This window comes from Pseudomonas sp. GW821-FHT11D10, from assembly GCF_058808435.1.
Genome location: NZ_JBXARR010000006.1, coordinates 43,734 through 65,172, shown reverse-complemented (window position 1 = coordinate 65,172; position 21,439 = coordinate 43,734). Strand labels below are relative to the sequence as shown.

Genomic DNA, 21,439 nt, shown 5'->3' with positions numbered 1-21,439 from the left:
AGGCCGACTATTGGTGCGTGATAGGCGCAGTCTCTTACGCGACGGGCCGGGAGCGTATGCCGGGAAGGGCGCTGAAATGCCCGTGCTTGAGCGATGGTTTGCAATTTTGTGGAAGAAACGTGATGGCCATTGGAAATGTTATTGTATAACATAAAAATGATTTCATCTGATCGATGCCGGCAACACACCCTCTGTAGCGCCGGCATCGATCCTCACTTTTCTGCCTGACGGATTTCTGAAATGCCTTCCCGTTTCCACACCTTCCAACCCCGCCTGACGCTCATGGCCTCGGCGCTGCTGATCGCCTCGCCCGCATTCGCCGCCCACCCGCTGGAGCTGCAACCGCAAGTCATCACCGGCAATCCGCTGGGCATTCAGACCCTGGCCTCGCCCTCGACCGTGTTGAGCGGCGATGACCTGACGCTGCAGCAAAAGGGCAGCCTCGGCGAAACCCTGAACAAGCAGCCGGGCGTGTCGTCGTCCTACTTCGGCCCGGGTGCCAGTCGCCCGATCATTCGCGGGCAGGACGGCGATCGCATTCGCATCCTGCGCAACGGCGTCGGCGCGCTGGACGCCTCGTCGCTGTCCTACGATCACGCGGTGCCGCTGGACCCGGTCAACGTCGAACGCATCGAAATCGTCCGTGGTCCGGCGGCCTTGCTGTACGGCGGCAGCGCCATCGGCGGGGTGGTCAACACTTTCGACAACCGCATCCCGACCGAAGCCATCGAAGGCATTCACGGTGCCGGTGAGTTGCGCTACGGCGGCGCCGACACCACCCGCAGCAGCGCCGGCAAACTCGAAGCCGGTAACGGTCAGTTCGCCTTGCACCTGGACGCCAGCGCCCGCGAATTTAATGACCTGAAGATTCCCGGCTACGCCAAGACCGGTCGTGAACGGGCGAACGACGATGGCGATTCGAAGAAACATCGGCTGGCCAACAGCGACGGTCGCCAGGACGGCGGTGCGGTGGGCGGGTCGTACACCTGGGATGACGGTTACGCGGGGCTCTCGTACAGCAATTACGACTCCAACTACGGCTCGCCGGCCGAAGACGATGTGCGCATCCGCATGGAGCAGGAGCACTACGCGTTCGCCTCGGAAATCCGCAACCTCGACGGCCCGTTCAGCTCGGTCAAATTCGATGCCGGCTACACCGATTACCAGCACCGGGAAATCGAGGGCGGCGAGGTCGGCACCACGTTCAAGAACAAGGGCTACGAGGCGCGGGTCGAGGCCCGGCATCAGCCGCTGGGGCCGTTCAACGGGGTGATTGGCGCGCAAGTCAGTCGCAACGAATTCTCGGCGCTGGGTGAAGAAGCCTTCGTGCCGCACACCGATACCGACGCCGGTGCACTGTTCATTCTCGAAGAGCTGCAAGCCACGGATCGTCTGCTGTTCACCCTCGGCGGACGCCTGGAACACACCACCGTCGACCCGGACGCCAAAGGCAATGAGCGTTTCGCCAATGCCGATCGCTCCAGCAGTTTCACCGCCGGCAGCCTCTCGTCCGGTGCGGTGTACACGCTGACGCCGGTCTGGTCGATCGCCGCCACGCTCGGATACACGGAACGCGCGCCGACGTTCTATGAGCTTTACGCCAACGGCGCCCACGTTGCCACCGGCACTTATGAAGTCGGGGATGCGGGGCTGTCGAAAGAGAAAGCCGTCTCCAGCGACCTGGCCCTGCGTTTCGACAACGGTACGCACAAGGGCAGCGTCGGCGTCTTCTATAGCCATTTCTCCAACTACATCGGCCTGCTCGGGACAGGGCGCACGCTGAATGACGAAGGGGAGGAGGACGCCGACGGCATCCCCGAATACACCTACTCCGGCGTGCGGGCGCGCTTCAGCGGTATCGAAGCGCAGGATCGCTGGACGCTGGGCGAAAACGCCTACGGCAAGTTTGCGCTGGAGCTGTCGGGGGATTACACCCGCGCCAAAAACCTCGACAACGGCCAGGACCTGCCGCGCATCGCACCGCTGCGGTTGAACACCGGTCTGTTGTGGGAGCTGGATCGCTGGCAGGCGCGCATCGATGTGGAACACGCCAGTTCCCAGCACCGGGTGCCGGACAACGAAAGCAGCACCGACGGCTACACCATGCTGGGGGCGAATGTGGGTTATCACTTTGATGTTGGCCAGAGCAAATGGCTGGCCTTCGTCAACGCGGAAAACCTGACCAACCAGACCGTGCGTTATGCCAGCTCGATCCTGCGGGATATTGCGCCGGCAGAAGGGCGCAGCATTCAGGTCGGTCTGCGCACCACGTTCTGATCGTTCACACCGGACGGGCGCCAGCGTCGTTGCGACGCTGGCGTTGATCTCAACTCGATTGAGCGGTGTCTTCTTCCGGGATCTCGTCCAGCAGATCCTGTTGCCCCGGCAGTTCGGTGATCACGCTGAAATCACTGACTTCCACGGCGCCCAGGCCATACCCCAACAAGTGAAACGAGAACGCCTTGCGCGGTTGCGGGTTGTCGAAACTGAAATCCATCTCCAGCGGCTGATCCGCCGTGGCGACCATCTCGGTCGGCAGGCCCAACTGCACGTCTTGCTCGAACTCCTTGGCCTTGAGCTGAATGTACGCCGCCTGCTGCGGATCGACCGAGCGCACGGTCAGGCGTACGCGGGTGTGGGAGCCTTTTGGCATCTCCAGGTATTGCGCGCCGATCAGGTTGTCGGCCCAGTCGTCCTTGATCTGCGCTTGCAGCGGGATGACGTTGGCGCTGCCGAACTGATAGCGCTGGTTCAGCGGGGTGCGCAGCAGCGACAGATCCAGGGCGGAGGCGCGGGCGGCGATGTCCCGGGCATTCTGGCCGCTGGCGTTGCCCTTGAACGTGGCGCTTTCGGCAATGAAGCCTTCGCTGGCGTAATTGCGGCATCGGCGCGGCATGTCGCATTCGGTCAGTAGGCCGCGACCGTCGTGATAGCGCAGCTTGCCGTTGGTGAACGACATGATTTCGCGGCCCGAATCGTAATCGCGAAACAGCGAGCGACCGCTGAGGGCGGAGGGCACCGGAAAGTCGAAGTAATCCAGAATCGACGCGCTCAGATCGACGTGACCGTAGACCCCGGCGTTCAGGCGCGGCAGTTGCGCCTGCTCCGGCGCGAGGGTCAGGTTGAAGCCCCAGGACGACGCGAGGCGGACACCGTCGATGCCGTGGGATTCGTCCGAGGTGATCACCACCAGCGTGTCCTTCAGCACGCCCTGGCGTTCGAGGCCGCTGAGAAACTGTTCCAGCGCATCGTCCAGATAACCGACGGCGGCCTGCTTCGGCGTGTCGTAGCGTTGCAGGTAGTCCTCGGGCGCGGAGTAGGGCTGGTGAGTGCCGACGGTCAGCAGCGTGAGCATCCACGGCTGTTTCTGCTTTTTCAGGTCGCCGACGTATTTCAGCGCGCCTTCAAAGAACGCCTTGTCATCCTTGCCCCACGGGAATTCAAGGTAGTTGGCGTTGGTGAACCACTCCAGGCCATGGGTCGCATCGAAACCGATGTGCGGCATGATCTTGTCTTTGGCCATGAACCGCAGCCCTGCGCCTTGCAGGTAATGCGTGGCAAAACCGTGCTGACGCAATTGCGCCGGCAGACAGGCCTGATTGCGCTCGTGCTGGGTCAGCATTTCCACGCCTTTGGGCGTGCCGTTGTCGAGCTTGTCGTAATCGCCGCAGAGCATGGCGTACAGACCGCGAATGGTCTGGTGGGTGTGCAGCACGTAATCCGGGGTGTTCATGCCGCGCTCGGCCCAGCGGCTGAGGTTGGGCATCAGGTCTTCCTGATAATGGCTGCCGATGGCCCGGCGATTGGCGCCGATGTAGGCGCCGGGAATGCCTTCGAGGGCAACGATCAGCACATTGCGCGCCTGGCCCTTGGCGGCCAGCAACGGGTGACCGTTCAGATCGACATCGGTGAGCCCGGCCATCGGAGGGGGAGCGACTTGAGTGTCGCCGTCCAGCCATTCTTCAGCCTGCATCTGCACGTCGGCGACCTGCGCGGCCAACAGTTGGTGCGGCAGGTTGTACAGACGCCACGGGTCGGCATCGCTCGGGTTCAGGTGCTGCGCGCCCCAGTATGCGGAGAACAGCAGAATCGGCGTCGCCCAGGCTGCGCGGGGCAGAGCCGGGGCGGTTGTCGCGCGTCGAGCCCAATGACTCAGCAACCACAAGGCCAGAGCCACCAGCAGCGCAACCGCCACGCCGGGGTGGGCGAAACCGCCGCCGGTGGAGTTTTCGACGAACTGCGGGTCGATCAGGTAATGCAGGTCTGCCACGGTCGGCAGGCGGCCGACCGCGCTGACCAGTTCAGCGGTCGCCACCGCCAGCAGTCCCCAGAACAGCAGCACCGGCAGCGCCAGCCACCAGGGGCGACGATGCAACAGCACCACCAGCAGACTGCCGATGGCCAGATCCGACAGATAACCGAACAGGCTCGACCAGCCAAGTGCCGCCCGCAGGCACACCGGCACGATCAGTACCAGGAAAACCAGAGAAAGAAGACGGGCATCCAGGCGCCGCAACAGTTGAAAAAGAGCGCTCACAAAAAGACCTTCCAGCCATCAAATCGTCATAAAAGTGTGGGCGATGATACCAAGGGTGGGCTGTCTGATCGCCTTTTTAAACGGCTGGGTGATCGGGTCCCGGAGGGCGCTGTTAGCCTCCCGGATGAGCTGGGGCCTTGATCGGCGACCGTCCTAGCGGTTTTCCGCCCCGAGCGCGGCGGCGGTTTTATTGTTTCAGGCTGTTTAACCGGCCTTTGATCCGTTCGTGCTGCATTTGCGAACCAGTGCGATTTACAATGCGCGACCTCTGATGGAGATCAAGCTCCGTGGATGTCCTCACGCAACTCTTTGCGCAGCTCAGCCGCTGGGTGATCGATCCGGTCATCGAGCAGTTCCTTGGCCTGTTCGATTTGAACGGTCGCCTTGGTGTGGTGTTTCTGCTCACGTCCTATGGCGTGGCTTACGGCCTTTATCGCCACCGAAAATCCCGACATCTGACGCAGGCCCGATCCTTCTGGCAATTTGTCGGCGGCGGGCGTGTCCACGGGCATCGTTCGGCCTGGCTGGATTACCGTTATTACTTCATCAAGGCGATTCTTCGGGTGACGCTGGTGTTGCCCGTGGTCGGCCTCGTCGATCCGCATATTCTGCGTTCGGGCGACTACGCACAGTTTTTCACTCAGCTCTGGGGCGCGCGCGAGCAAGTGCCGGATCACCCGATGATCGCGCTGTTCTACGGACTGGGTGTGTTCCTGTTCAGGGATTTTCTGCATTACTGGATTCACCGCGCCTTCCACTCCCGCTATCTGTGGGAATTTCACAAGGTTCACCATTCGGCGCCGGTGCTGGTGCCGGCCACCGCCAGCCGGATTCACATTGTCGAATCGATCGTTGAACGAATCGTCATCACCGCCGGCCTCGGCGCGTTTGCCGGAGTGGTCTGGTACGCCTGCGGCGGCGAGGTCAGCCGCTATACGCTGTTCGGCGTGACGTGGCTGGTGCTGATCATCAACAGCCTGGGTTCCAATCTGCGGCACAGCCATGTCTGGCTGTCGTTCGGGCCGGCGGTCGAACATGTACTCAACAGCCCGGCCCAGCACCAGATCCACCACAGCGACGCCCCGCGACATTTCAACAAGAACTTCGCGATCAATCTGTCACTGTGGGACTGGCTGTTCGGCACGCTGTACGTCACCACTTCAAAGCCCGAAGTCCTGCGCTTCGGCACGGGCGAGCAAGACCGCACACGTTATCTGACGCTGTACAGCCTGATCGTCACGCCGTTCGTGGACACCGCGAAGCGCTTGTCGTCGAACGCTGACGGGCTCAGAACCCGGTTCAACCAGCGTACGCCATGAGGACTTCGCCGAAGGCCTGCGGGGTCGGGCTCTGCGGCCAGCTTGGCAACTCCTCGGGCAGCGTCATCCAAGGCTGTTTGTGACTGACCCAGATGTGCGCCATCGGTTGCAGTGAGCGACTTTCATCGAGCGTGCCGGCGCGCAGCACTTTCATCCCCGGCGCGGCCGTTGTGGTGTTGCACAGACGCGTGTGGCAGACGCTGCACACCTGATGTTCGGCGTGCTGGCCATTGAGGTCATAGGCGTAAGTGGTCAGCGGTCCGCTCAGCGTCAGGGCGTCGGCGGGCAGCAGGGCGTGCAGGGCAAAGGCGCTGCCGCTCCAGGTCTGGCAATCCGTGCAATGGCAGGCGTAGATCGCCGGCGGCACGTCGGTGTTCAACTGATAGCGGACGGCACTGCAGCGACATTGGCCGGTGAGTGTCATGGGCAAGGCTCCTTCAACTGCGGGTTCGATGCCGGGCGCAAGGCCCGTGCGGTATGCTCGCGCAGCATGCCGCAGACCCCGGTGAATGAACATCGGCCAAAACTGCCCAACCGCTCACAGGAAATGTATGAACGCTCCACAACTTCAATGGGAAACCCAGCGCGCCTTTCTCGCGGTACTGCGCACCGGCAGTCTGTCGGGCGCCGCGCGCTTGCTGGGAATCGCCCAGGCCACGGCGCGACGGCGGATCGAGGCGCTGGAGCAGAGCGTCGGTGTCAGTCTGTTCATTCGCTCGCCGTCGGGACTGTTGCCGACCGAGACCGCCAGGGAGTTGATCGGCCACGTGGAAGCCATGGCCCTGGCCGCCAACGCCTTCAACCGCGCTGCTTCCGCCGACGTGGCGCAAACCGGCGGCACCGTGCGCCTGACGGCCGGCAAGCTGTTGGGCGTCGAGATCCTCCCGCCGATGTTGCGCCGCCTGCGTCAGCAGCACCCGCAATTGGCGCTGGAACTGAACGTGTCGAATCGTCTGCAAACCCTCTCACAGCAAGAGGCCGACGTCGCCGTGCGCATCCGCCGCCCGAGCGAAGCTTCGGTGGTGGCGCGCAAGGTCGGCGATCTGCACGTCGGCCTGTACGCCACACCCGAATTGCTGGCGGAGCAGGGCGTGCCCGAAACGCCGGAGGACTTGCGCCGTTTTTCGCTGATCGGCCCGGATCGCCATGCAGGCGAGATCGAGTTTCTGCGCGAACGTGGCTTCGATTGTTCAGCCGAGCACACGGCGATCCGCACCGATGATCATCTGGCGCAATGGGCGGCGTTGCGCGCGGGGCTGGGGATTGGCGTGAGTTCCCGGCAACTGGCCCAGCGTCAGGGCTTGGTCCGAGTCCTGCCCGAGTTCGTGGATTTTACGGTGGATGTGTGGATCGCCATGCATCAGGACATGCGCCGGGTGCAGCGGGTTTCTGCGGTGTTCGATGGCTTGGGCGCGGACTTGCAGGTGTATCTGGAAGGCTGACATTCAGGTGATATCAATATGCGATAACGGTATTTAAATTTCGTTTTTTATAGCGATAGAGTCCGGCCTCACAGATTTCCCTGTAAATCCCTGCGAGGTTGTCATGGCCCTACCGTTCAAACGTTCTGCACTGACGCTGCTGGCGGCTTCGCTGGCTGGTTCGCTGCTCGGCAATACCGCTCAAGCCGAAGGCAAGATCAGCATCGCCCAGCAATTCGGTATCGGTTATCTGATTCTGGATGTGGTGCGCGATCAGCACTTGATCGAGAAGCACGGTAAAGCCCAAGGGCTCGACATCAAGGTCGACTGGAACAGCATTTCCGGCGCCACCGCCATGAACGAAGCGCTGCTCACCGGATCGCTGGACGTGGTCTCGGCCGGCGTGCCGCCGATGCTCACCGTGTGGGATCGCACCAAGGGCAAGCAGAACGTCAAGGCCATCGCTTCGCTGGGCTCGATGCCCAACTACCTGCTGACCAATAACCCGAACGTGAAAACCCTCAAGGACTTCAGCGACAGGGATCGCATCGCCGTTCCGGCGGCGGGCGTGGGCTTCCAGTCACGCACGCTGCAGATCGAAACGGCCAAAGAATTCGGCAATGACCAGTACAAGAAATTCGACGACATCTCCGTCAGCCTGCCGCACCCCGATGCCACGGCCGCGTTGATCGCCGGCGGCTCGGAAATCAACGCGCATTTCTCCAGCCCGCCGTTCCAGTACCAGGCGTTGCAGAATCCCAACGTGCATAAAGTGCTCAGTTCCTACGACGTGCTCGGCGGCCAGGCCACGTTCAACGTGCTCTACACCACTGAAAAATTCCACGACGAAAACCCGAAAACCTACAAGGCGTTCTACGACGCATTGGCCGAGGCCGAGAAGATCATCAAGGCCGACAAGCCTGCGGCAGCCCAGGCCTATATCCGTGTCGAGCAGTCGAAACTGCCGCTGGCGCTGGTTGAGAAAATCGTCACCGACCCGGAAATCGATTTCACCGTGGTGCCGCAGCGCACCTTTATCTATGCAGAGAAATTGCAGGAGTTGGGCGTGCTGAAAAACAAGGCGGACAGCTGGAAGGATTATTTCTTTGAAGAGGCGCATGGCGGGGCGGGGAGTTGAACAGTCGTCATTTGTGAACAGTCCGCCCGGCAGCCTGTGCTGACGGGCGGACTTTTCGTATCAACTCACCGAGTCATCAAAGATGCTCTCAATCGGCATCTCGAACGCCCGGGCAATCTGGAACGCCAGAGGCAGGCTCGGGTCGTAGCGTTCGTTTTCAATCGCATTGATGGTCTGGCGCGAAACGTTCAGGCGTTCGGCCAGATCCACTTGCGACCATTGGCGTTCGGCGCGCAGTTCCTTGAGGCGGTTCTTCATTGGTAGCGGCGCCGCGCGATGCGCAGGCCGATCATCCACATCGCGCCCATCACCGGCCAGACCCAGAACCACGGGATATGGGGGGCGCCGACGTTCTCCAGAAAACCGTAGCTGAAGGTCAGCAAGGCCGAGGCAGCGAAGGCGAAGCCGAGGGCTTCGAACTGGATACGCAGATACATTTCGTCCAGACGCCTCATGTCGCGTACCACGCTCCAGCACACCAGTGCGGCCGGAATCATCGGCGTCAGAACAATGAGCGTGCGCAGGTAAATGTTGGTGTCCCCCAACGACTGCAGCGCAACCGTCGAGGCAATCAGCACGACGGCATACAGCACCAGCGCGCCGCCCATTTCGAGATGGAATCGATTCATGCTTCACTTCCTGTGTAAAAGACCCTTTACATAGTCACTGAAGCCACTACTAATGTAAAGCACACTTTCCATCAGGACTCGATTACCCCTCGCCATTCATCGACCGGATCAGGTTGTTGCGCAACGTGACGATCGATTTCTGCATCTGGGTGAATTCCTCCGTTGTCAGCCCCGTCGCCTCGAACAGGCTCGTGCCCGAGGACACGTTGCGCAGGTCTCGGCCGCTCTGGGTCAGGCTGATGCGCACCTGACGTTCGTCGGCCGGGTCACGCTGGCGCTGCACGTAGCCCATGGCCTGAAGTTTTTTCAGGATCGGGGTGAGGGTGTTGGACTCCAGGAACAGTTTCTCGCCGAGGCCGCCGACGGTCTGGTTGTCCTGCTCCCAGAGGGAAACGATGGTGATGTATTGGGTGTACGTGAGGCCGAGCCGTTCGAGGATCGGTTTGTAGGCCTTGCCGAATGCCAGGTTGGTGGAGTAGACGGCAAAGCACAGGAAATCGCTGAGTTTCAGATCCGTTGGTGCGGTGTTCGCGGTCGAATTCATGTTCATCCTCGTGGGTCAGTGACCGGTGAAACGTATGGGGCGAACTATACGTCGGATGCGATTCTATCGGGAGGGTTGATCATGTTGCCTGAGGTAACCGATTCGCCATTCGCAAGCGCGAACCGGTCACTTGTTTCTTATGCGCCTACATCGTATGCGATGTATTTGGTACGGAAAAATTACTCAGTGATGACGTTCAGTGCCACCTCGATGTTGCCGCGAGTCGCCTTGGAGTACGGGCAGATCTGGTCAGCGGTGTGAGCCAGGTTTTTCGCGATGTCCTCGGCGATACCCGGGACGCGCAGGGTCAGGCGGGCTTGCAGGAAGTAGGCAGGACCGGTCTGGCCCAGGTCCACTTCGATGTCCACCGACATGTCGGCCGGCAGCACCACGCCCAGGTCATTGGCCACCAGGCCGACGGCGGCGGTGTAGCAGGACGACCAGGCACCGGCGAACAGTTGCTCGGCGGTCGGGTGGGGCAAGACGTTGGCAAACACGTGCGCCGGTTTGGCACTGCCGGGCGTCGAGAGCTGAATGTCGAGATTGCCATTGTGACCACGGGAGGTGAGGCCGGCGCTGCTGGCGGTGGTGTGGGTCTTGCCGGTGGCCAGGACTTTTTCGATTTTGCTCATGGGGGAAATCCTCAAGGTGTTGTAATGGCTTGTTGTCGTATACGGTTAGATCGTATGCGATGTAATAATAATCCTCTCGCACTCTGGTTCTGTCAACCCGCTCGGTGTTGCTCATACGACGGGCGGTTGCCCGCACGTCCGCCCGCCGGGTGAGCGACAAACCCGCGTCTATAGTGAGAAAGCTGTGTGAAACGGGTGGCGCACCTCAAGGCTGAGACGGGAGGCGCCGAGTGAACAATCTGCTGTTTTTCATTCAGGAGATCGCCATGAGTCAGATCGAAAAAGTCCTCTACACCGCGAAAACCCACACCACCGGCGGACGTGACGGCGCATCGCGCAGTTCCGACGGGATCCTCGATGTAAAACTGTCGTCGCCCGGTTCCAGTGGCGGCGGGACCAATCCGGAGCAACTGTTCGCCGCAGGCTGGTCGGCGTGTTTCATCGGCGCGATGAAAGCGGTGGCGGGGCAGCAGAAAATCAGCCTGCCGGCAGACCTGGCGGTGGATGCCGAAGTGGACCTGGGTACTAATTCGGGAGGGTATCTGTTGCAGGCGCGACTGAATGTAAGCCTGCCGGGCATGGAGCGTGGCGCGGCGCAGCAGCTGGTGGATGCGGCGCATCAGGTGTGCCCGTACTCCAAGGCCACGCGCAACAATATCGAGGTCGAATTGAAACTGGTCTGATATCCAGATGCAAAAGGGGCGGCATGATCATCGATCATGCCGCCCCTGTTGTTTTTTGAAGCCGTAAATCTGTCAGTCAGCGATCAATGCATCTTGCTGTGATCGTGGCCTTCCATGGTCAGCGCCTTGACCGGTGCTTTGACTTCAACGGTTTCCTTTTCGCCCTTGGCGTTTTCCACGGTCAGGGTCAGCGGCACGCTGTCGCCTTCCTTCAACTGAGCGGTCAGGCCCATCAGCATCACGTGGTAGCCATTCGGGTCGAAGTTGACGGCTTTGCCGGCGGGCAGGTCGACCGACTTCACCGGGCCCATGCTCATCACGTCGTTCTTCATGGTCATCTCATGAATCTGCACGTCCTTGGCGGCTGGCGAGGCAACGCTGAGCAGCTTGCTGTCGCTGTCGGCGGTGACGGTCATGAACGCGCCGCTGGCCGACTGGTTCGGCACGGTCGCACGCACCCAGGCGTCATCGACCCTGGTCTGCGCCGATACCTGGAAAGCCAGGCCCAGCAGGGACAGGCCCAGTGCGGCACGTTTGATGTTGTTCAGAAAAGGGTTCATCAGCAGACCTCCATGACGGTAAGCAGATCTTCCGTGCACTCTTGTGCAGAAAGCGATTGAGACAGGCCCACACGCAGCGTGCCCCGGGTGTCGTAGACATAGCTGGTGGCGGTGTGGGAAAGGGTATAGGTGTCGCCGGCCGGGACTTTTTCGTAGAACACGTCGAATTCCTTGGCGGTGGCCTTGGTTTCTTCGAGGGTGCCGTACAGCGCGACGAAGCTTGGATCGAAGGTCTTGACGTAGGCGTCGAGGATTTCCGGGGTGTCGCGTTCCGGGTCGAGGGTGATGAACACCACTTGCAGAATGTCGCCGTCCTTGCCCATCAGCTTCTTGATTTTCGCGGCGCGGGCCAGCGTCGTCGGGCAGATCGCCGGGCACTGGGTGAAGCCGAAGAAGATCATCGGCATCAGGCCGCGAAAGCTCGACAGCGACACGGTGTTGCCTTCGGTGTCCTTGAGCTTGAAGGTGCGTCCGAGGATCTTGTCGCTCAGATCCTTGCCGTACTTGTACGACAGTTCGCCGCGGGTGTCGCAGCCGGCGAGCAGGCCGAGACCGAGTACGCCCATTCCCGCAAGCACCTTGCGGCGAGTCAACAAAGCCGTCATTTCATACCGCCCTTTGGAGCCCGCCAGTCGGCAGGACAGGCGGGCGGGTTAACCGTAAAAGCGGCGCATGATACCAAAATGATCCGCTGCGCCGGTTTTGGATCGCCGGGCAATGTGGGATCTGGCGACAAAAGGTGTAAGAAAAAATGACTCAGGGTGATGGCGGAAGCGGCTCCACCGGGCTCCAGCCACCGCCCAGCGCGGTGTACAGGTTCACTTGCGCCACCAGTTGCGCCAACCGGTCGGTAATCAGTCCTTGTTGGGAACTGAACAGCGAACGCTGGGCATCGAGGAACGTCAGGCTGCTGTCGACGCCGCTCCGATAGCGGTGCTGCGCCATGTCGTAATAATCCTGGGTCGCCTGCACCAGATCGCGTTGGGCCTGGAGTTGCTGTTCGTAAGTCTGGCGCGCCGCGAGGCCGTCGGACACTTCCTGGAATGCCGTCTGAATGGTCTTTTCGTACTCGGCGACGGTGATGTCTTTTTGCAGCTTCGCGTAATCCAGGCTGGCGCGCAGACTGCCGGCATTGAAGATAGGCAGGTTGATCTGCGGCTGGAACGTCCAGGCCCCGGAGCCGCCCTTGAACAGCCCGGACAGATCGCGGCTGGACGTCCCGGCATTGGCCGTCAGGCTGACACTCGGAAAAAACGCCGCCCGCGCCGCGCCGATGTTGGCATTGGCGGCGCGCAGTTTGTACTCGGCCTGGAGAATGTCCGGCCGACGTTGCAGCAGATCCGACGGCAACCCGGCCGGCACGGTGGCCACCAGATCACTGTCCAGCGGACGCGCCGGCAGGTTTTCCGACACTGGCGCGCCCACCAGCAGCGTCAGGCTGTTCAAGTCCTGGGCGACCTGACGCTGATAACGGGCCAGGCTCGCGCGGGTGCTGTCGACACTGGTCTGCGCCTGAATCTGATCCAGCGCCGAAGACTTGCCGGCCTCGCGGTTGCGGGTGGTCAGGTGCAGGCTTCGCTCGTCGGCGGCCAGCGTCTCCCGGGCCAGCGCCAGCAACTCCTGATCGGCGCGCCAGGTCAGGTAGGCATTGGCGACATTTGCCACCAGACTCAATTGCGCACTGCGCCGGGCCTCTTCGGTGGACAACCAGGTCAACAACGCCTGCTCGCTGAGGCTGCGCACCCGGCCAAAAAAGTCCAGTTCATAGGCGCTGATGCCCAGGTTCACCGAATAGGTCGAGGTGATCGCCGCCTTGGTGCGGGTCACGCTGGACGGCACCCGCTGACGCAGTTCGTTGGCGTTGGCCGACACCGCCGGCAGCAGATCGGCGCGCTGAATGCGGTATTGCGCCTGAAACGCCTCGACGTTCAGCGCCGCCACCCGCAGATCACGGTTGTTGACCAGCGCGCTTTCGATCAATTGCTGCAACGCCGGGTCATTGAACAGCGCGCGCCAATCTTCAACGCTGGGTGTGGCCGGTGATTGTGCGGCATACGCCGGACCTTGCGGATACTGCGCCGCGCTCGGCGATGCCGGTCGCTGGTAATCGGGAATCAACGAGCAACCGCCCAGCAGCAGCGCGGCGGACAGCAGGGAAATCGGCAACCTGGACATCAAACAGCCTCGTTCACGAATGAGAGCGGACGCCGGGCGCCCGAGATGAGAAAAACGCCGGATCAGGCCCCGGCCATCCATTTCGCCAGACCGTGACGGCCGCTGACCCCAAGCTTGGCGGCCGCGCGCTTGAGGTAGGTCTCGATCGAGCTGTTCTTGACCCGCAGCTTTTCTGCCATTTGCGGCACGGTGCCGCCGGTCAGCAGACCCAGGCAGACCTCTTTTTCGCGCACCGACAGGGTGATGTCGCCCAACGCCAGGCGTTCGTCGAACACTTGTTGCAACGGCGTCTGGGGTTGATCGGCTTGTGGCGCGCGAGGTTGGCGGGCGATGGCTTGTCGACTGATGTGCGCGTGGCGCTCGATCAAGGGCAACAGGGTGTCGGACAGGCGCTTGAGGAACGACAGCTCCGGCAGGGAAAACACCCGATGCGTGTGGGGACGGTAGAACGAGATGACGCAACGGCGGTTGGACGTGCGAGACACCAGATTGCATTGGTGGACGCTGTGGTGCGGGTGTCGATGCTGGAGCGAGGCTTTCAATTGAATCAGTAACGAGTCGTTCATCTCGATCATCTGTTGCAGCAGCGGATGGTCGTCCGGGTGCTGCAGCGGATCCGGGGGCGGGAAGGTGTCCGGCAAACCGGCACTGCCCAACGCCTTGATCTCGACCACGCTGGATTCGCGTTCATCCAGGGTCCACTCACTGAGATGGACGCGATTGACCGGCACGAGGTTGTCCACCAGTTGGAACATGTTCGTGGCAAAACGCTCGTTGCCCGTGCTGGCGATCAACTCCCCCAGCTGCCAATAAAAGTGCGGATTTTCCATGTTGCGAAGACTGCCGGTCAGATTCATATCCTTGTCATCCTTGATTTAGAGCCATTGCCGAATCGTCTGCCGTGCATGCACCCGTGAAACGCCCACCCAGTCTTTTCTCCTTGAAATCGATCTGGAGCGGGATTTAAGCCTATGCATTTGTCCTACGTCTGTAGGGGAAAACAGGGACACAAAGTGCCACCATTTCCGAAAAAATGGCGTCACGTTTCTGTCAGATCAATGTGTAAGGTCGTGTAGTCCGTGACTGTACGGTCTAGTGCGAACCCCGGAATCCGGGGCTTGAGCCGCCATGTCCCACAATTGCGAGGCGCTAGTCGGTAGCAGCGAGTGGCGATTGTCCTACAGGATTTTCAGCAATTTCTTTCCGAACTTTTAGGGGGATCGCTGACCTGTCCGGCCCTGTTGGGTCGCAGGACGGTGCGAAGTGGGCAGGGTTGTCCGGGTTTCACGTGTCACGCGGGTTTCGGGGCCGATGCTTGAATACGCGCCAAATCACGTGAGATGGATCTTATGAACCAATTTGCTGCCGACGCGGCGGACGGTCTGTCCGCGATTTCCGAGGCCTTCCCGCTGACTGCCGCCCAGCGCGACATCTGGCTCGATCAACTGCGTCAGGGAAATTCGCCGATGTACAACATCGGTGGCTATGTCGAACTGACCGGGCCGCTGGATCCGGCGCTGATGCAGGCAGCTCTTGAAGGGCTCGTGGCCCGGCATGACGCCATGCGCACCAGCCTGCTGCCGGGGGCCGGCGAGCATGGGCTGCCGTTGCAGCGTTTCGCGCAATCCATGCCGGTGCCGATGCCGGTACACGACTTTCGCAGCCATCCCGACCCTTATTCCGCCGCGCGGCAACTGACTCAGGAATGCATCGAGCAGCGGTTCACACTGGACGGCGGGCCGTTGTTCCGGTTTCGCCTGATCTGGCTCGATGACGACTGCCATTGGCTGTCACTCCAGGCTCATCACCTGATCGTCGATGGCTGGGGTTTCGGCGAGATGCTCAAATCCCTCGACGAGATCTACAACGCGCTGGCGCTGGGGCAGCAGCCACCCGATTCGGCGCCGTCCTATGTCGATTTCATCCGTGACGATGCGCGGTATTTTCAGTCCGCCCGTTATGCCCGTGACCGTGCGTACTGGCTGGACAAATACCAGCACCGACCCGAACCGCTGTTGTTGCCGCGTTATCAGGAGCGCTTTGCCGGCTCGGCGGCACCGACGCGGATTTTCTCGCAGATGTTTCCGGCACGCCTGCATGAGCGCATGAAGCAGGTGGCCCGGGAGTACGGCGCGTCGGCGTTTCACGTGTTGCTGGCAGCGATCCATGTGTACTTCAGCCGCAGCGCCCAGCGTGACGAATGGGTGGTGGGCGTGCCGCTGCTCAACCGTTCCGGCGCCCGGTTCAAATCGACCCTGGGGCTGTTCACCCAGGTCAGTGCGGTGCGCATGGGGTTCGGCCGCGGGTTGTCGTTCCAGGCGCTGATCAAGGCGATTGGCGATGAGCTGAAACAGGATTTCCGCCATCAGCGTTTCCCCCTCAGCGAGATGAACCGCGCACTCGGTCTGCTGCGCGAGGATCGTTCGCAGCTGTTCGAGGTAACCGTGTCCTATGAGCGCGACGCGCATGAGTACCGCTACGGCGATGCGCAGGGGCGGGTGGTCAAAGTGTCGAACCACGAAGAGGGCACGCCGCTGTCCGTGCACCTGCTGAGCAGCCGGGGCGACGACGAGGACAGTCTGTACATGGTGTACAACGAGGCCTACTTCGACGCCGATGAAATCGCGGCGCTGAGCGGGCGCTTGCTGTGGGTGCTGGAACAGGGGCTTGAAGAACCCGCGCTGGCGGTGGGCGATTTCAGCCTGAGCCTGCCGGCCGAAACGGCGTTGCTGCAGCAGTGGAATGACACGCGCGTTGAATTCCCCAAAGACCTGACCATCCACCAGCGCATCGAAGCGCAAGCAGCGACGCGACCGGATGCGCTGGCGGCAGAGTTCCAGGGCTTGCGGCTGACCTATGCCGAGCTGAACCGACAGGCCAACGCCCTGGCCCATCATTTGATCGGGCTCGGCGTGCGACCCGATGACCGCGTGGCGCTCGTCGCTCGCCGAGGGCTGGACACACTGGTCGCGCTGCTGGCGATCCTCAAGTCCGGCGCCGGTTACGTGCCGGTCGATCCGGCCCATCCTGCGGAACGGTTGAGCTATTTATTGAGCGACAGCGCTCCGGTCGTGGTCCTGACCCAGCGCGATCTACGCGAACGCTTGCCGGTGCTGGACGTGCCGATGATCGACATCGACCCGCGCACCTGGCCGGTCAATGATCTCAACCCCGAAGTCTCGGGCCTGACCACCGCGCATCTGGCCTACGTGATCTACACCTCCGGCTCCACCGGCCAGCCCAAAGGCGTGATGGTCGAACATCACACGTTATCGAACCTGGTTGACTGGCATTGCACGGCCTTCGATCTGTGTGCCGGTCGTCACACCTCAAGCCTCGCCGGCTTCGGTTTCGACGCCATGGCCTGGGAAGTCTGGCCCGCGCTGTGTTCCGGCGCGACCCTGCACCTGGCGCCGTCTCGTGACGGCGGCGAAGACATCGACGCGCTGCTCGACTGGTGGCGTGCGCAACCGCTGGACGTGAGTTTCCTGCCGACCCCGATTGCCGAGTACGCCTTCAGCCGTCACCTCGAACACCCGACCCTGCGCACACTGCTGATCGGCGGTGATCGCCTGCGTCAGTTCAATCGCGAGCAGACGTTCGCGGTGATCAACAACTACGGCCCGACCGAAGCCACAGTCGTCGCCACCTCGGGCCGAATCGAGCCGGGCCGGACGCTGCACATCGGCAAACCCGTGAGCAATGCCACGGCCTATCTGCTGGATGACCGACAGCGTCCGGTGCCGATTGGCGTGGCCGGCGAGCTGTACGTCGGTGGCGCCGGTGTGGCGCGGGGTTACTTCAATCGCCCTGAGCTGACTGCGGAACGCTTTCTCGACGATCCATTCAGCCGCCAGCCCAACGCGCGGATGTACCGCACTGGCGACCTCGCGCGCTGGCGTCCGGACGGTACTATCGAATACCTGGGCCGCAACGACGATCAGGTGAAGATCCGTGGCGTGCGCATCGAGCCCGGCGAAATCGAAGCCGCGTTGAGCAGCCACGAATCGGTGCGCGATGCGGTGGTGCAGGTGCGCGACGGGCAGTTGCTGGCCTGGTTCACCGAACGCCAGCCGCTGGAGATCACTCAGCTGCATGCTCACCTCAAGACCCGTCTGCCCAGCGCGATGCTGCCATCGGCCTACGTGCGCCTGACGGCGCTACCGCTGACAGCCAACGGCAAACTGGATCGCCAGGCGTTGCCGGCGCCGGGGCCGGAAGCGTTGATCCGCCGCGAGTATGAAGCGCCGCAAGGCGACGTCGAAATCCTGCTGGCGCAGATCTGGGCCGAGGTGCTGCAAGTCGAAAAGGTCGGGCGTCACGATCACTTCTTCGAGCTGGGCGGGCATTCGTTGCTGGCGGTCAACCTGATCGAGCGTATGCGTCAGCTCGGCATGAGCAGCGATGTGCGCGTGCTGTTCGGCCAGCCGACATTGGCGGCGCTGGCCGCGTCGGTGGGCAGTGGCCGCGAGGTCGAAGTGCCGGCCAACCGCATTCCGCCAGGTTGCACGCAGATCACGCCGGACCTGTTGCCGTTGGTAGAACTGGATCAGGCCACCCTCGACCGGATCATCGCCACGGTGCCGGGCGGGGCGGCCAACGTGCAGGACATTTATCCTCTCGCGCCGTTGCAGGAAGGCATCCTTTATCACCACATCACCGCCGCGCAGGGCGATCCGTACCTGCTGCAATCGCAGCTGGCGTTCGACAGCGTCGAGCGGGTCGAGGCCTATGCGGCGGCGTTGCGTCAGGTCATGGCGCGCCACGACATCCTGCGCACTGCGGTGGTCTGGGAAGGCTTGACCACCCCGGTGCAGGTCGTCTGGCGCGAAGCCGAACTGCCGGTGCAGGAAATCACCCTCGATCCGGCCGAGGGCGATGTCCTTGCGCAACTGCACGCGCGCTTCGATGCTCGTCGCTATCGCATCGACGTCAGTCAGGCGCCGCTGATCCGGCTGATGTATGCCCGCGACCCGGCTCATGGGCGGATCGTGGCGATTCTGTTGTTCCATCACCTGGCGCTGGATCACATCGCGCTGGAAGTCCTGCGCCATGAAATGCGTGCCAATCTGCTGGGCCAGAGTGAGCCGCTGCCGCCAGCGGTGCCCTATCGCAATTACGTGGCCCAGACCCGACTCGGTGTCAGCGAACAGGAACATGAAGCGTTCTTCCGCGAAATGCTCGCCGACATCGACGAGCCGACCTTGCCGTTCGGTTTGCAGGACGTGCAGGGAGACGGTCGCGGCATCGACGAAGCCGTGCGTACGCTTGCGCCTGAACTGGACCGGCGTTTGCGTCTTCAGGCACGGCAGGCAGGCGTCAGCGTGGCCAGTCTGATTCACCTGGCCTGGGCGCAGGTACTGGCGGCGACCTCGGGGCAGGATCGCGTGGTGTTCGGCAGCGTTTTTATGGGCCGAATGCAAGGCGGCGAGGGCGCGGACCGGGCGCTGGGGGTGTTCATCAACACCTTGCCATTGCGGGTGGACATGGACCGTGGCGCGCGCGATGCGGTGCTGCTGACCCACGCCCGACTGACCGATCTGCTCGGGCACGAACATGCGTCACTGGCGCTGGCCCAGCGTTGCAGCGGGGTCGCGTCACCGGCTCCGCTGTTCAGTGCGTTGCTCAACTATCGGCACACCGACCTTGAGGCGCAGGAGTCGGCGTCAGATGAAGCCTGGCAAGGCATCCAGACCCTGGAAAATGAAGAACGCACCAACTACCCGCTGACCCTGAGCGTCGATGATCTGGGCAGCGCCTTGCAGATCACCACGCGGACCCTGATGAGCATCGGTGCGCAGCGCATCGGCGACTACGTGAAAACCGCGTTGCAGACGCTGGTGGATGCGTTGGAGCAAACCCCGCAACAGCCGTTGAATCGCTTGCCGATCCTGCCGGCGACGGAGCTTGAGCAATTGCTGGTCGAGTTCAATGCCAGCGAAGTCGATTGCCCGCTCGATCAGCCGCTTCAGGTGCTGTTCGAACAGCAAGCGCAACGCAGACCCGACGCCATCGCGTTGCAGGCTGGCGAGCAACAACTGACCTATCGCCAGCTGAACGAACAGGCCAACCGTCTGGCGCATCATCTACGCGAGCACGGTGTGCAGCCCGATTCGCGGGTGGCGATCTGCGTCGAACGCAGCCTGGACCTGGTGGTCGGCCTGCTCGGCATTCTCAAGGCCGGCGGCGCTTACGTGCCGCTGGATCCGGACTATCCGCTGGAACGCCTGCATTACATGCTGCAGGACAGCGCGCCGGTTGCGGTGCTGGTACACGAGGCCACCCGCAATCTGTTAGGCGAGCCGGGTGTGCCGGTCATCGATTTCGACCGTTGCACCTGGCAGCACGCGTCCGCGGACAATCTGCAAATACCGGGTTTGAGCGCATCAAACCTGGCCTACATGATCTACACCTCGGGCTCCACCGGCACGCCGAAGGGCGTGATGATCGAACATCGAAGCGCCTGCAACATGGTGCACTGGGGCTCGCAGATCAGCCCGCCGACCGAACATGGCGCGCTGTTGCAGAAGGCGCCGTTCAGCTTCGACAGTTCGGTGTGGGAGATTTTCTGGCCGCTGTGTTCCGGCCTGCGGCTGGTGCTGGCGCGTCCCGACGGCAACCGGGATTCGGCCTATGTGACCCAGGTGATTCGCGAACGGCAGATCACCGTGGTCAAGTTCGTGCCGGCGCTGCTGCAACAGTTCATCGAGCAGGACGATGTCAGCCAGTGCACCAGCCTGACCGACGTGCTCAACGGTGGCGGTGAACTGACTGCCGCACTGGCCCGTCGCGTCCGCGAGCGCCTGCCGTGGGTGCGTCTGCACAACGTTTACGGCCCGACCGAAACCACGGTCGACAGCACCGGTTGGACGCTGGAACCGGATCAACCGGTGCCGGAGGCCGTGGTGCCGATCGGCAAGGCCCTGAGCAACACTCGGCTCTATGTGCTGGACGCCCACGATCAACCGGTGCCGTTCGGTGTCAGCGGTCACCTGCACATCGGCGGGGTCGGGGTCGCACGGGGTTATCTGGGGTTGCCGGAGATGCAGGCCGAACGCTTCATCGACAGCCCGTTCGTGGCCGGTGATCGCCTGTACCGCACCGGCGATCTGGTGCGCTACCGGGCGGACGGCAACCTTGAATTCCTCGGGCGCAACGACTTCCAGATCAAGCTGCGCGGCCTGCGTCTGGAACCGGGGGAAATCGAAGCGCGGCTGATCGAGCACCCGGCGGTGCGTGAAGCGGTGGTGCTGGTGCGGGACGAGCGGCTGGTGGCGTATTTCACCGTGCGCGAAGGCTTCGACGCGCCTCCCATCGAAACCTTGCGTGCCCATGTGCTCGAGCGTTTGCCGGAGTACATGGCGCCGGGCGCTTACATGAAACTTGACGCGTTGCCCCTGACCCCCAACGACAAGGTCGACCGCAAAGCCTTGCCGGTACCGGGGGCGGAGGCGGTGCTCAGTCGCCGCTATGAGGCGCCCGAGGGCGAAGTCGAAATCCGGCTGGCGCGAATTTGGGCCGAAGTGCTGCAACTGGAGCAGGTCGGGCGCAACGATCACTTCTTTGAACTCGGCGGGCATTCGTTGCTGGCGGTCAGTCTGGTGGCGCGCATGCGTCAGGCCGGGCTGCACGTCGATGCGCGGACGCTGTTCAGCCAGCCGACCCTGGCCGCGCTGGCGGCGCAGACTTCGGACCAGGCCAAACAGGTCGAAGTCCCGCAAACCACCATACCGACGCTCAACCGCAAACGGCGGCTCTGAGGCGACATCGGCGTCGATTCGCGGTTCCCGCGGATCGACGC

The 21,439-nt window shown here is 62.3% G+C and carries 16 protein-coding genes; 6 read left to right on the top strand and 10 right to left on the bottom strand.

Annotated features, from left to right (window positions below):
- The first annotated feature begins 240 nt into the window (after window positions 1–240).
- On the top strand, window positions 241–2,277 hold the full coding sequence (locus tag AC1RT4_RS18630; protein WP_493086902.1) for a TonB-dependent receptor: 2,037 nt from the start codon (window positions 241–243) through the stop codon (window positions 2,275–2,277).
- A gap of 49 nt (window positions 2,278–2,326) precedes the next feature.
- Here AC1RT4_RS18630 and AC1RT4_RS18625 read toward each other — a convergent pair whose 3' ends face one another.
- Window positions 2,327–4,537, bottom strand: coding sequence for an LTA synthase family protein (locus AC1RT4_RS18625; protein WP_493086900.1), 2,211 nt, complete (start codon window positions 4,535–4,537; stop codon window positions 2,327–2,329).
- A 287-nt stretch (window positions 4,538–4,824) separates the two neighbouring features.
- Between AC1RT4_RS18625 and AC1RT4_RS18620 the strand changes: the two genes are divergently transcribed.
- Window positions 4,825–5,856 (top strand): sterol desaturase family protein, encoded by a 1,032-nt coding sequence (locus AC1RT4_RS18620; RefSeq protein WP_493086898.1) that lies wholly within the window; start codon window positions 4,825–4,827, stop codon window positions 5,854–5,856.
- Here AC1RT4_RS18620 and AC1RT4_RS18615 read toward each other — a convergent pair.
- Window positions 5,837–6,280 carry a GFA family protein gene (locus AC1RT4_RS18615; protein WP_493086896.1) on the bottom strand — a complete coding sequence of 148 codons (444 nt, stop codon included), beginning with the start codon at window positions 6,278–6,280 and terminating at the stop codon, window positions 5,837–5,839. The genes AC1RT4_RS18620 and AC1RT4_RS18615 overlap by 20 nt on opposite strands.
- 127 nt (window positions 6,281–6,407) lie before the next feature.
- Here AC1RT4_RS18615 and AC1RT4_RS18610 point away from each other — a divergent pair, with 127 nt between their 5' ends.
- Complete coding sequence (locus tag AC1RT4_RS18610) at window positions 6,408–7,298, top strand: LysR family transcriptional regulator (RefSeq protein ID WP_493086894.1); 891 nt, start codon at window positions 6,408–6,410, stop codon at window positions 7,296–7,298.
- A gap of 103 nt (window positions 7,299–7,401) precedes the next feature.
- Entirely contained in the window at window positions 7,402–8,415 is a 1,014-nt protein-coding gene (locus AC1RT4_RS18605; protein WP_493086892.1) for an ABC transporter substrate-binding protein, read from the top strand.
- A 60-nt stretch (window positions 8,416–8,475) separates the two neighbouring features.
- On the opposite strand, the gene AC1RT4_RS18600 is transcribed toward AC1RT4_RS18605, so the two are convergent.
- From AC1RT4_RS18600 to AC1RT4_RS18585, 4 genes are all read right to left on the bottom strand, one after another.
- Complete coding sequence (locus AC1RT4_RS18600) at window positions 8,476–8,673, bottom strand: helix-turn-helix transcriptional regulator (protein WP_493086889.1); 198 nt, start codon at window positions 8,671–8,673, stop codon at window positions 8,476–8,478.
- Window positions 8,670–9,044: a hypothetical protein gene (locus AC1RT4_RS18595; RefSeq protein ID WP_493086887.1), complete on the bottom strand. Its 375-nt coding sequence runs from the start codon at window positions 9,042–9,044 to the stop codon at window positions 8,670–8,672. Before AC1RT4_RS18595 ends, AC1RT4_RS18600 begins: the two co-directional genes overlap by 4 nt.
- Window positions 9,045–9,126: 82 nt before the next feature.
- The gene (locus AC1RT4_RS18590) at window positions 9,127–9,588 is read right to left on the bottom strand and encodes a MarR family winged helix-turn-helix transcriptional regulator (RefSeq protein ID WP_493086885.1); all 462 of its coding nucleotides are present in this window, start codon (window positions 9,586–9,588) and stop codon (window positions 9,127–9,129) included.
- Window positions 9,589–9,767: 179 nt separating this feature from the next.
- Window positions 9,768–10,220, bottom strand: coding sequence for an Ohr family peroxiredoxin (locus tag AC1RT4_RS18585; protein ID WP_007956895.1), 453 nt, complete (start codon window positions 10,218–10,220; stop codon window positions 9,768–9,770).
- Between the two features lie 266 nt (window positions 10,221–10,486).
- Here AC1RT4_RS18585 and AC1RT4_RS18580 point away from each other — a divergent pair, with 266 nt between their 5' ends.
- Entirely contained in the window at window positions 10,487–10,903 is a 417-nt protein-coding gene (locus AC1RT4_RS18580) for an organic hydroperoxide resistance protein (protein ID WP_007956881.1), read from the top strand.
- A gap of 83 nt (window positions 10,904–10,986) precedes the next feature.
- Here AC1RT4_RS18580 and AC1RT4_RS18575 read toward each other — a convergent pair whose 3' ends face one another.
- The 4 genes from AC1RT4_RS18575 to AC1RT4_RS18560 all read right to left on the bottom strand — a co-directional run bounded on the left by AC1RT4_RS18575 (window position 10,987) and on the right by AC1RT4_RS18560 (window position 14,495).
- Window positions 10,987–11,463, bottom strand: coding sequence for a copper chaperone PCu(A)C (locus AC1RT4_RS18575; RefSeq protein WP_127797715.1), 477 nt, complete (start codon window positions 11,461–11,463; stop codon window positions 10,987–10,989).
- Entirely contained in the window at window positions 11,463–12,068 is a 606-nt protein-coding gene (locus AC1RT4_RS18570; RefSeq protein ID WP_179695470.1) for an SCO family protein, read from the bottom strand. The genes AC1RT4_RS18575 and AC1RT4_RS18570 overlap by 1 nt, the downstream gene beginning before the upstream one ends.
- Window positions 12,069–12,219: 151 nt before the next feature.
- The gene (gene adeC, locus AC1RT4_RS18565) at window positions 12,220–13,638 is read right to left on the bottom strand and encodes an AdeC/AdeK/OprM family multidrug efflux complex outer membrane factor (RefSeq protein WP_493086881.1); all 1,419 of its coding nucleotides are present in this window, start codon (window positions 13,636–13,638) and stop codon (window positions 12,220–12,222) included.
- A gap of 62 nt (window positions 13,639–13,700) precedes the next feature.
- Window positions 13,701–14,495 (bottom strand): helix-turn-helix transcriptional regulator, encoded by a 795-nt coding sequence (locus tag AC1RT4_RS18560; protein ID WP_179695468.1) that lies wholly within the window; start codon window positions 14,493–14,495, stop codon window positions 13,701–13,703.
- Between the two features lie 492 nt (window positions 14,496–14,987).
- Between AC1RT4_RS18560 and AC1RT4_RS18555 the strand changes: the two genes are divergently transcribed.
- Complete coding sequence (locus AC1RT4_RS18555; RefSeq protein ID WP_493086879.1) at window positions 14,988–21,398, top strand: amino acid adenylation domain-containing protein; 6,411 nt, start codon at window positions 14,988–14,990, stop codon at window positions 21,396–21,398.
- Window positions 21,399–21,439 lie beyond the last annotated feature (41 nt).

Coding starts and splice junctions, on each gene's coding strand:
- AC1RT4_RS18595 (WP_493086887.1), bottom strand. CDS start 9,044: ATGAATCGATTCCATCTCGAAATGGGCGGCGCGCTGGTGCTGTATGCC.
- AC1RT4_RS18605 (WP_493086892.1), top strand. CDS start 7,402: ATGGCCCTACCGTTCAAACGTTCTGCACTGACGCTGCTGGCGGCTTCG.
- AC1RT4_RS18630 (WP_493086902.1), top strand. CDS start 241: ATGCCTTCCCGTTTCCACACCTTCCAACCCCGCCTGACGCTCATGGCC.
- AC1RT4_RS18610 (WP_493086894.1), top strand. CDS start 6,408: ATGAACGCTCCACAACTTCAATGGGAAACCCAGCGCGCCTTTCTCGCG.
- AC1RT4_RS18590 (WP_493086885.1), bottom strand. CDS start 9,588: ATGAATTCGACCGCGAACACCGCACCAACGGATCTGAAACTCAGCGAT.
- AC1RT4_RS18585 (WP_007956895.1), bottom strand. CDS start 10,220: ATGAGCAAAATCGAAAAAGTCCTGGCCACCGGCAAGACCCACACCACC.
- AC1RT4_RS18560 (WP_179695468.1), bottom strand. CDS start 14,495: ATGAATCTGACCGGCAGTCTTCGCAACATGGAAAATCCGCACTTTTAT.
- AC1RT4_RS18570 (WP_179695470.1), bottom strand. CDS start 12,068: ATGACGGCTTTGTTGACTCGCCGCAAGGTGCTTGCGGGAATGGGCGTA.
- AC1RT4_RS18575 (WP_127797715.1), bottom strand. CDS start 11,463: ATGAACCCTTTTCTGAACAACATCAAACGTGCCGCACTGGGCCTGTCC.
- AC1RT4_RS18555 (WP_493086879.1), top strand. CDS start 14,988: ATGAACCAATTTGCTGCCGACGCGGCGGACGGTCTGTCCGCGATTTCC.
- AC1RT4_RS18615 (WP_493086896.1), bottom strand. CDS start 6,280: ATGACACTCACCGGCCAATGTCGCTGCAGTGCCGTCCGCTATCAGTTG.
- adeC (WP_493086881.1), bottom strand. CDS start 13,638: ATGTCCAGGTTGCCGATTTCCCTGCTGTCCGCCGCGCTGCTGCTGGGC.
- AC1RT4_RS18580 (WP_007956881.1), top strand. CDS start 10,487: ATGAGTCAGATCGAAAAAGTCCTCTACACCGCGAAAACCCACACCACC.
- AC1RT4_RS18600 (WP_493086889.1), bottom strand. CDS start 8,673: ATGAAGAACCGCCTCAAGGAACTGCGCGCCGAACGCCAATGGTCGCAA.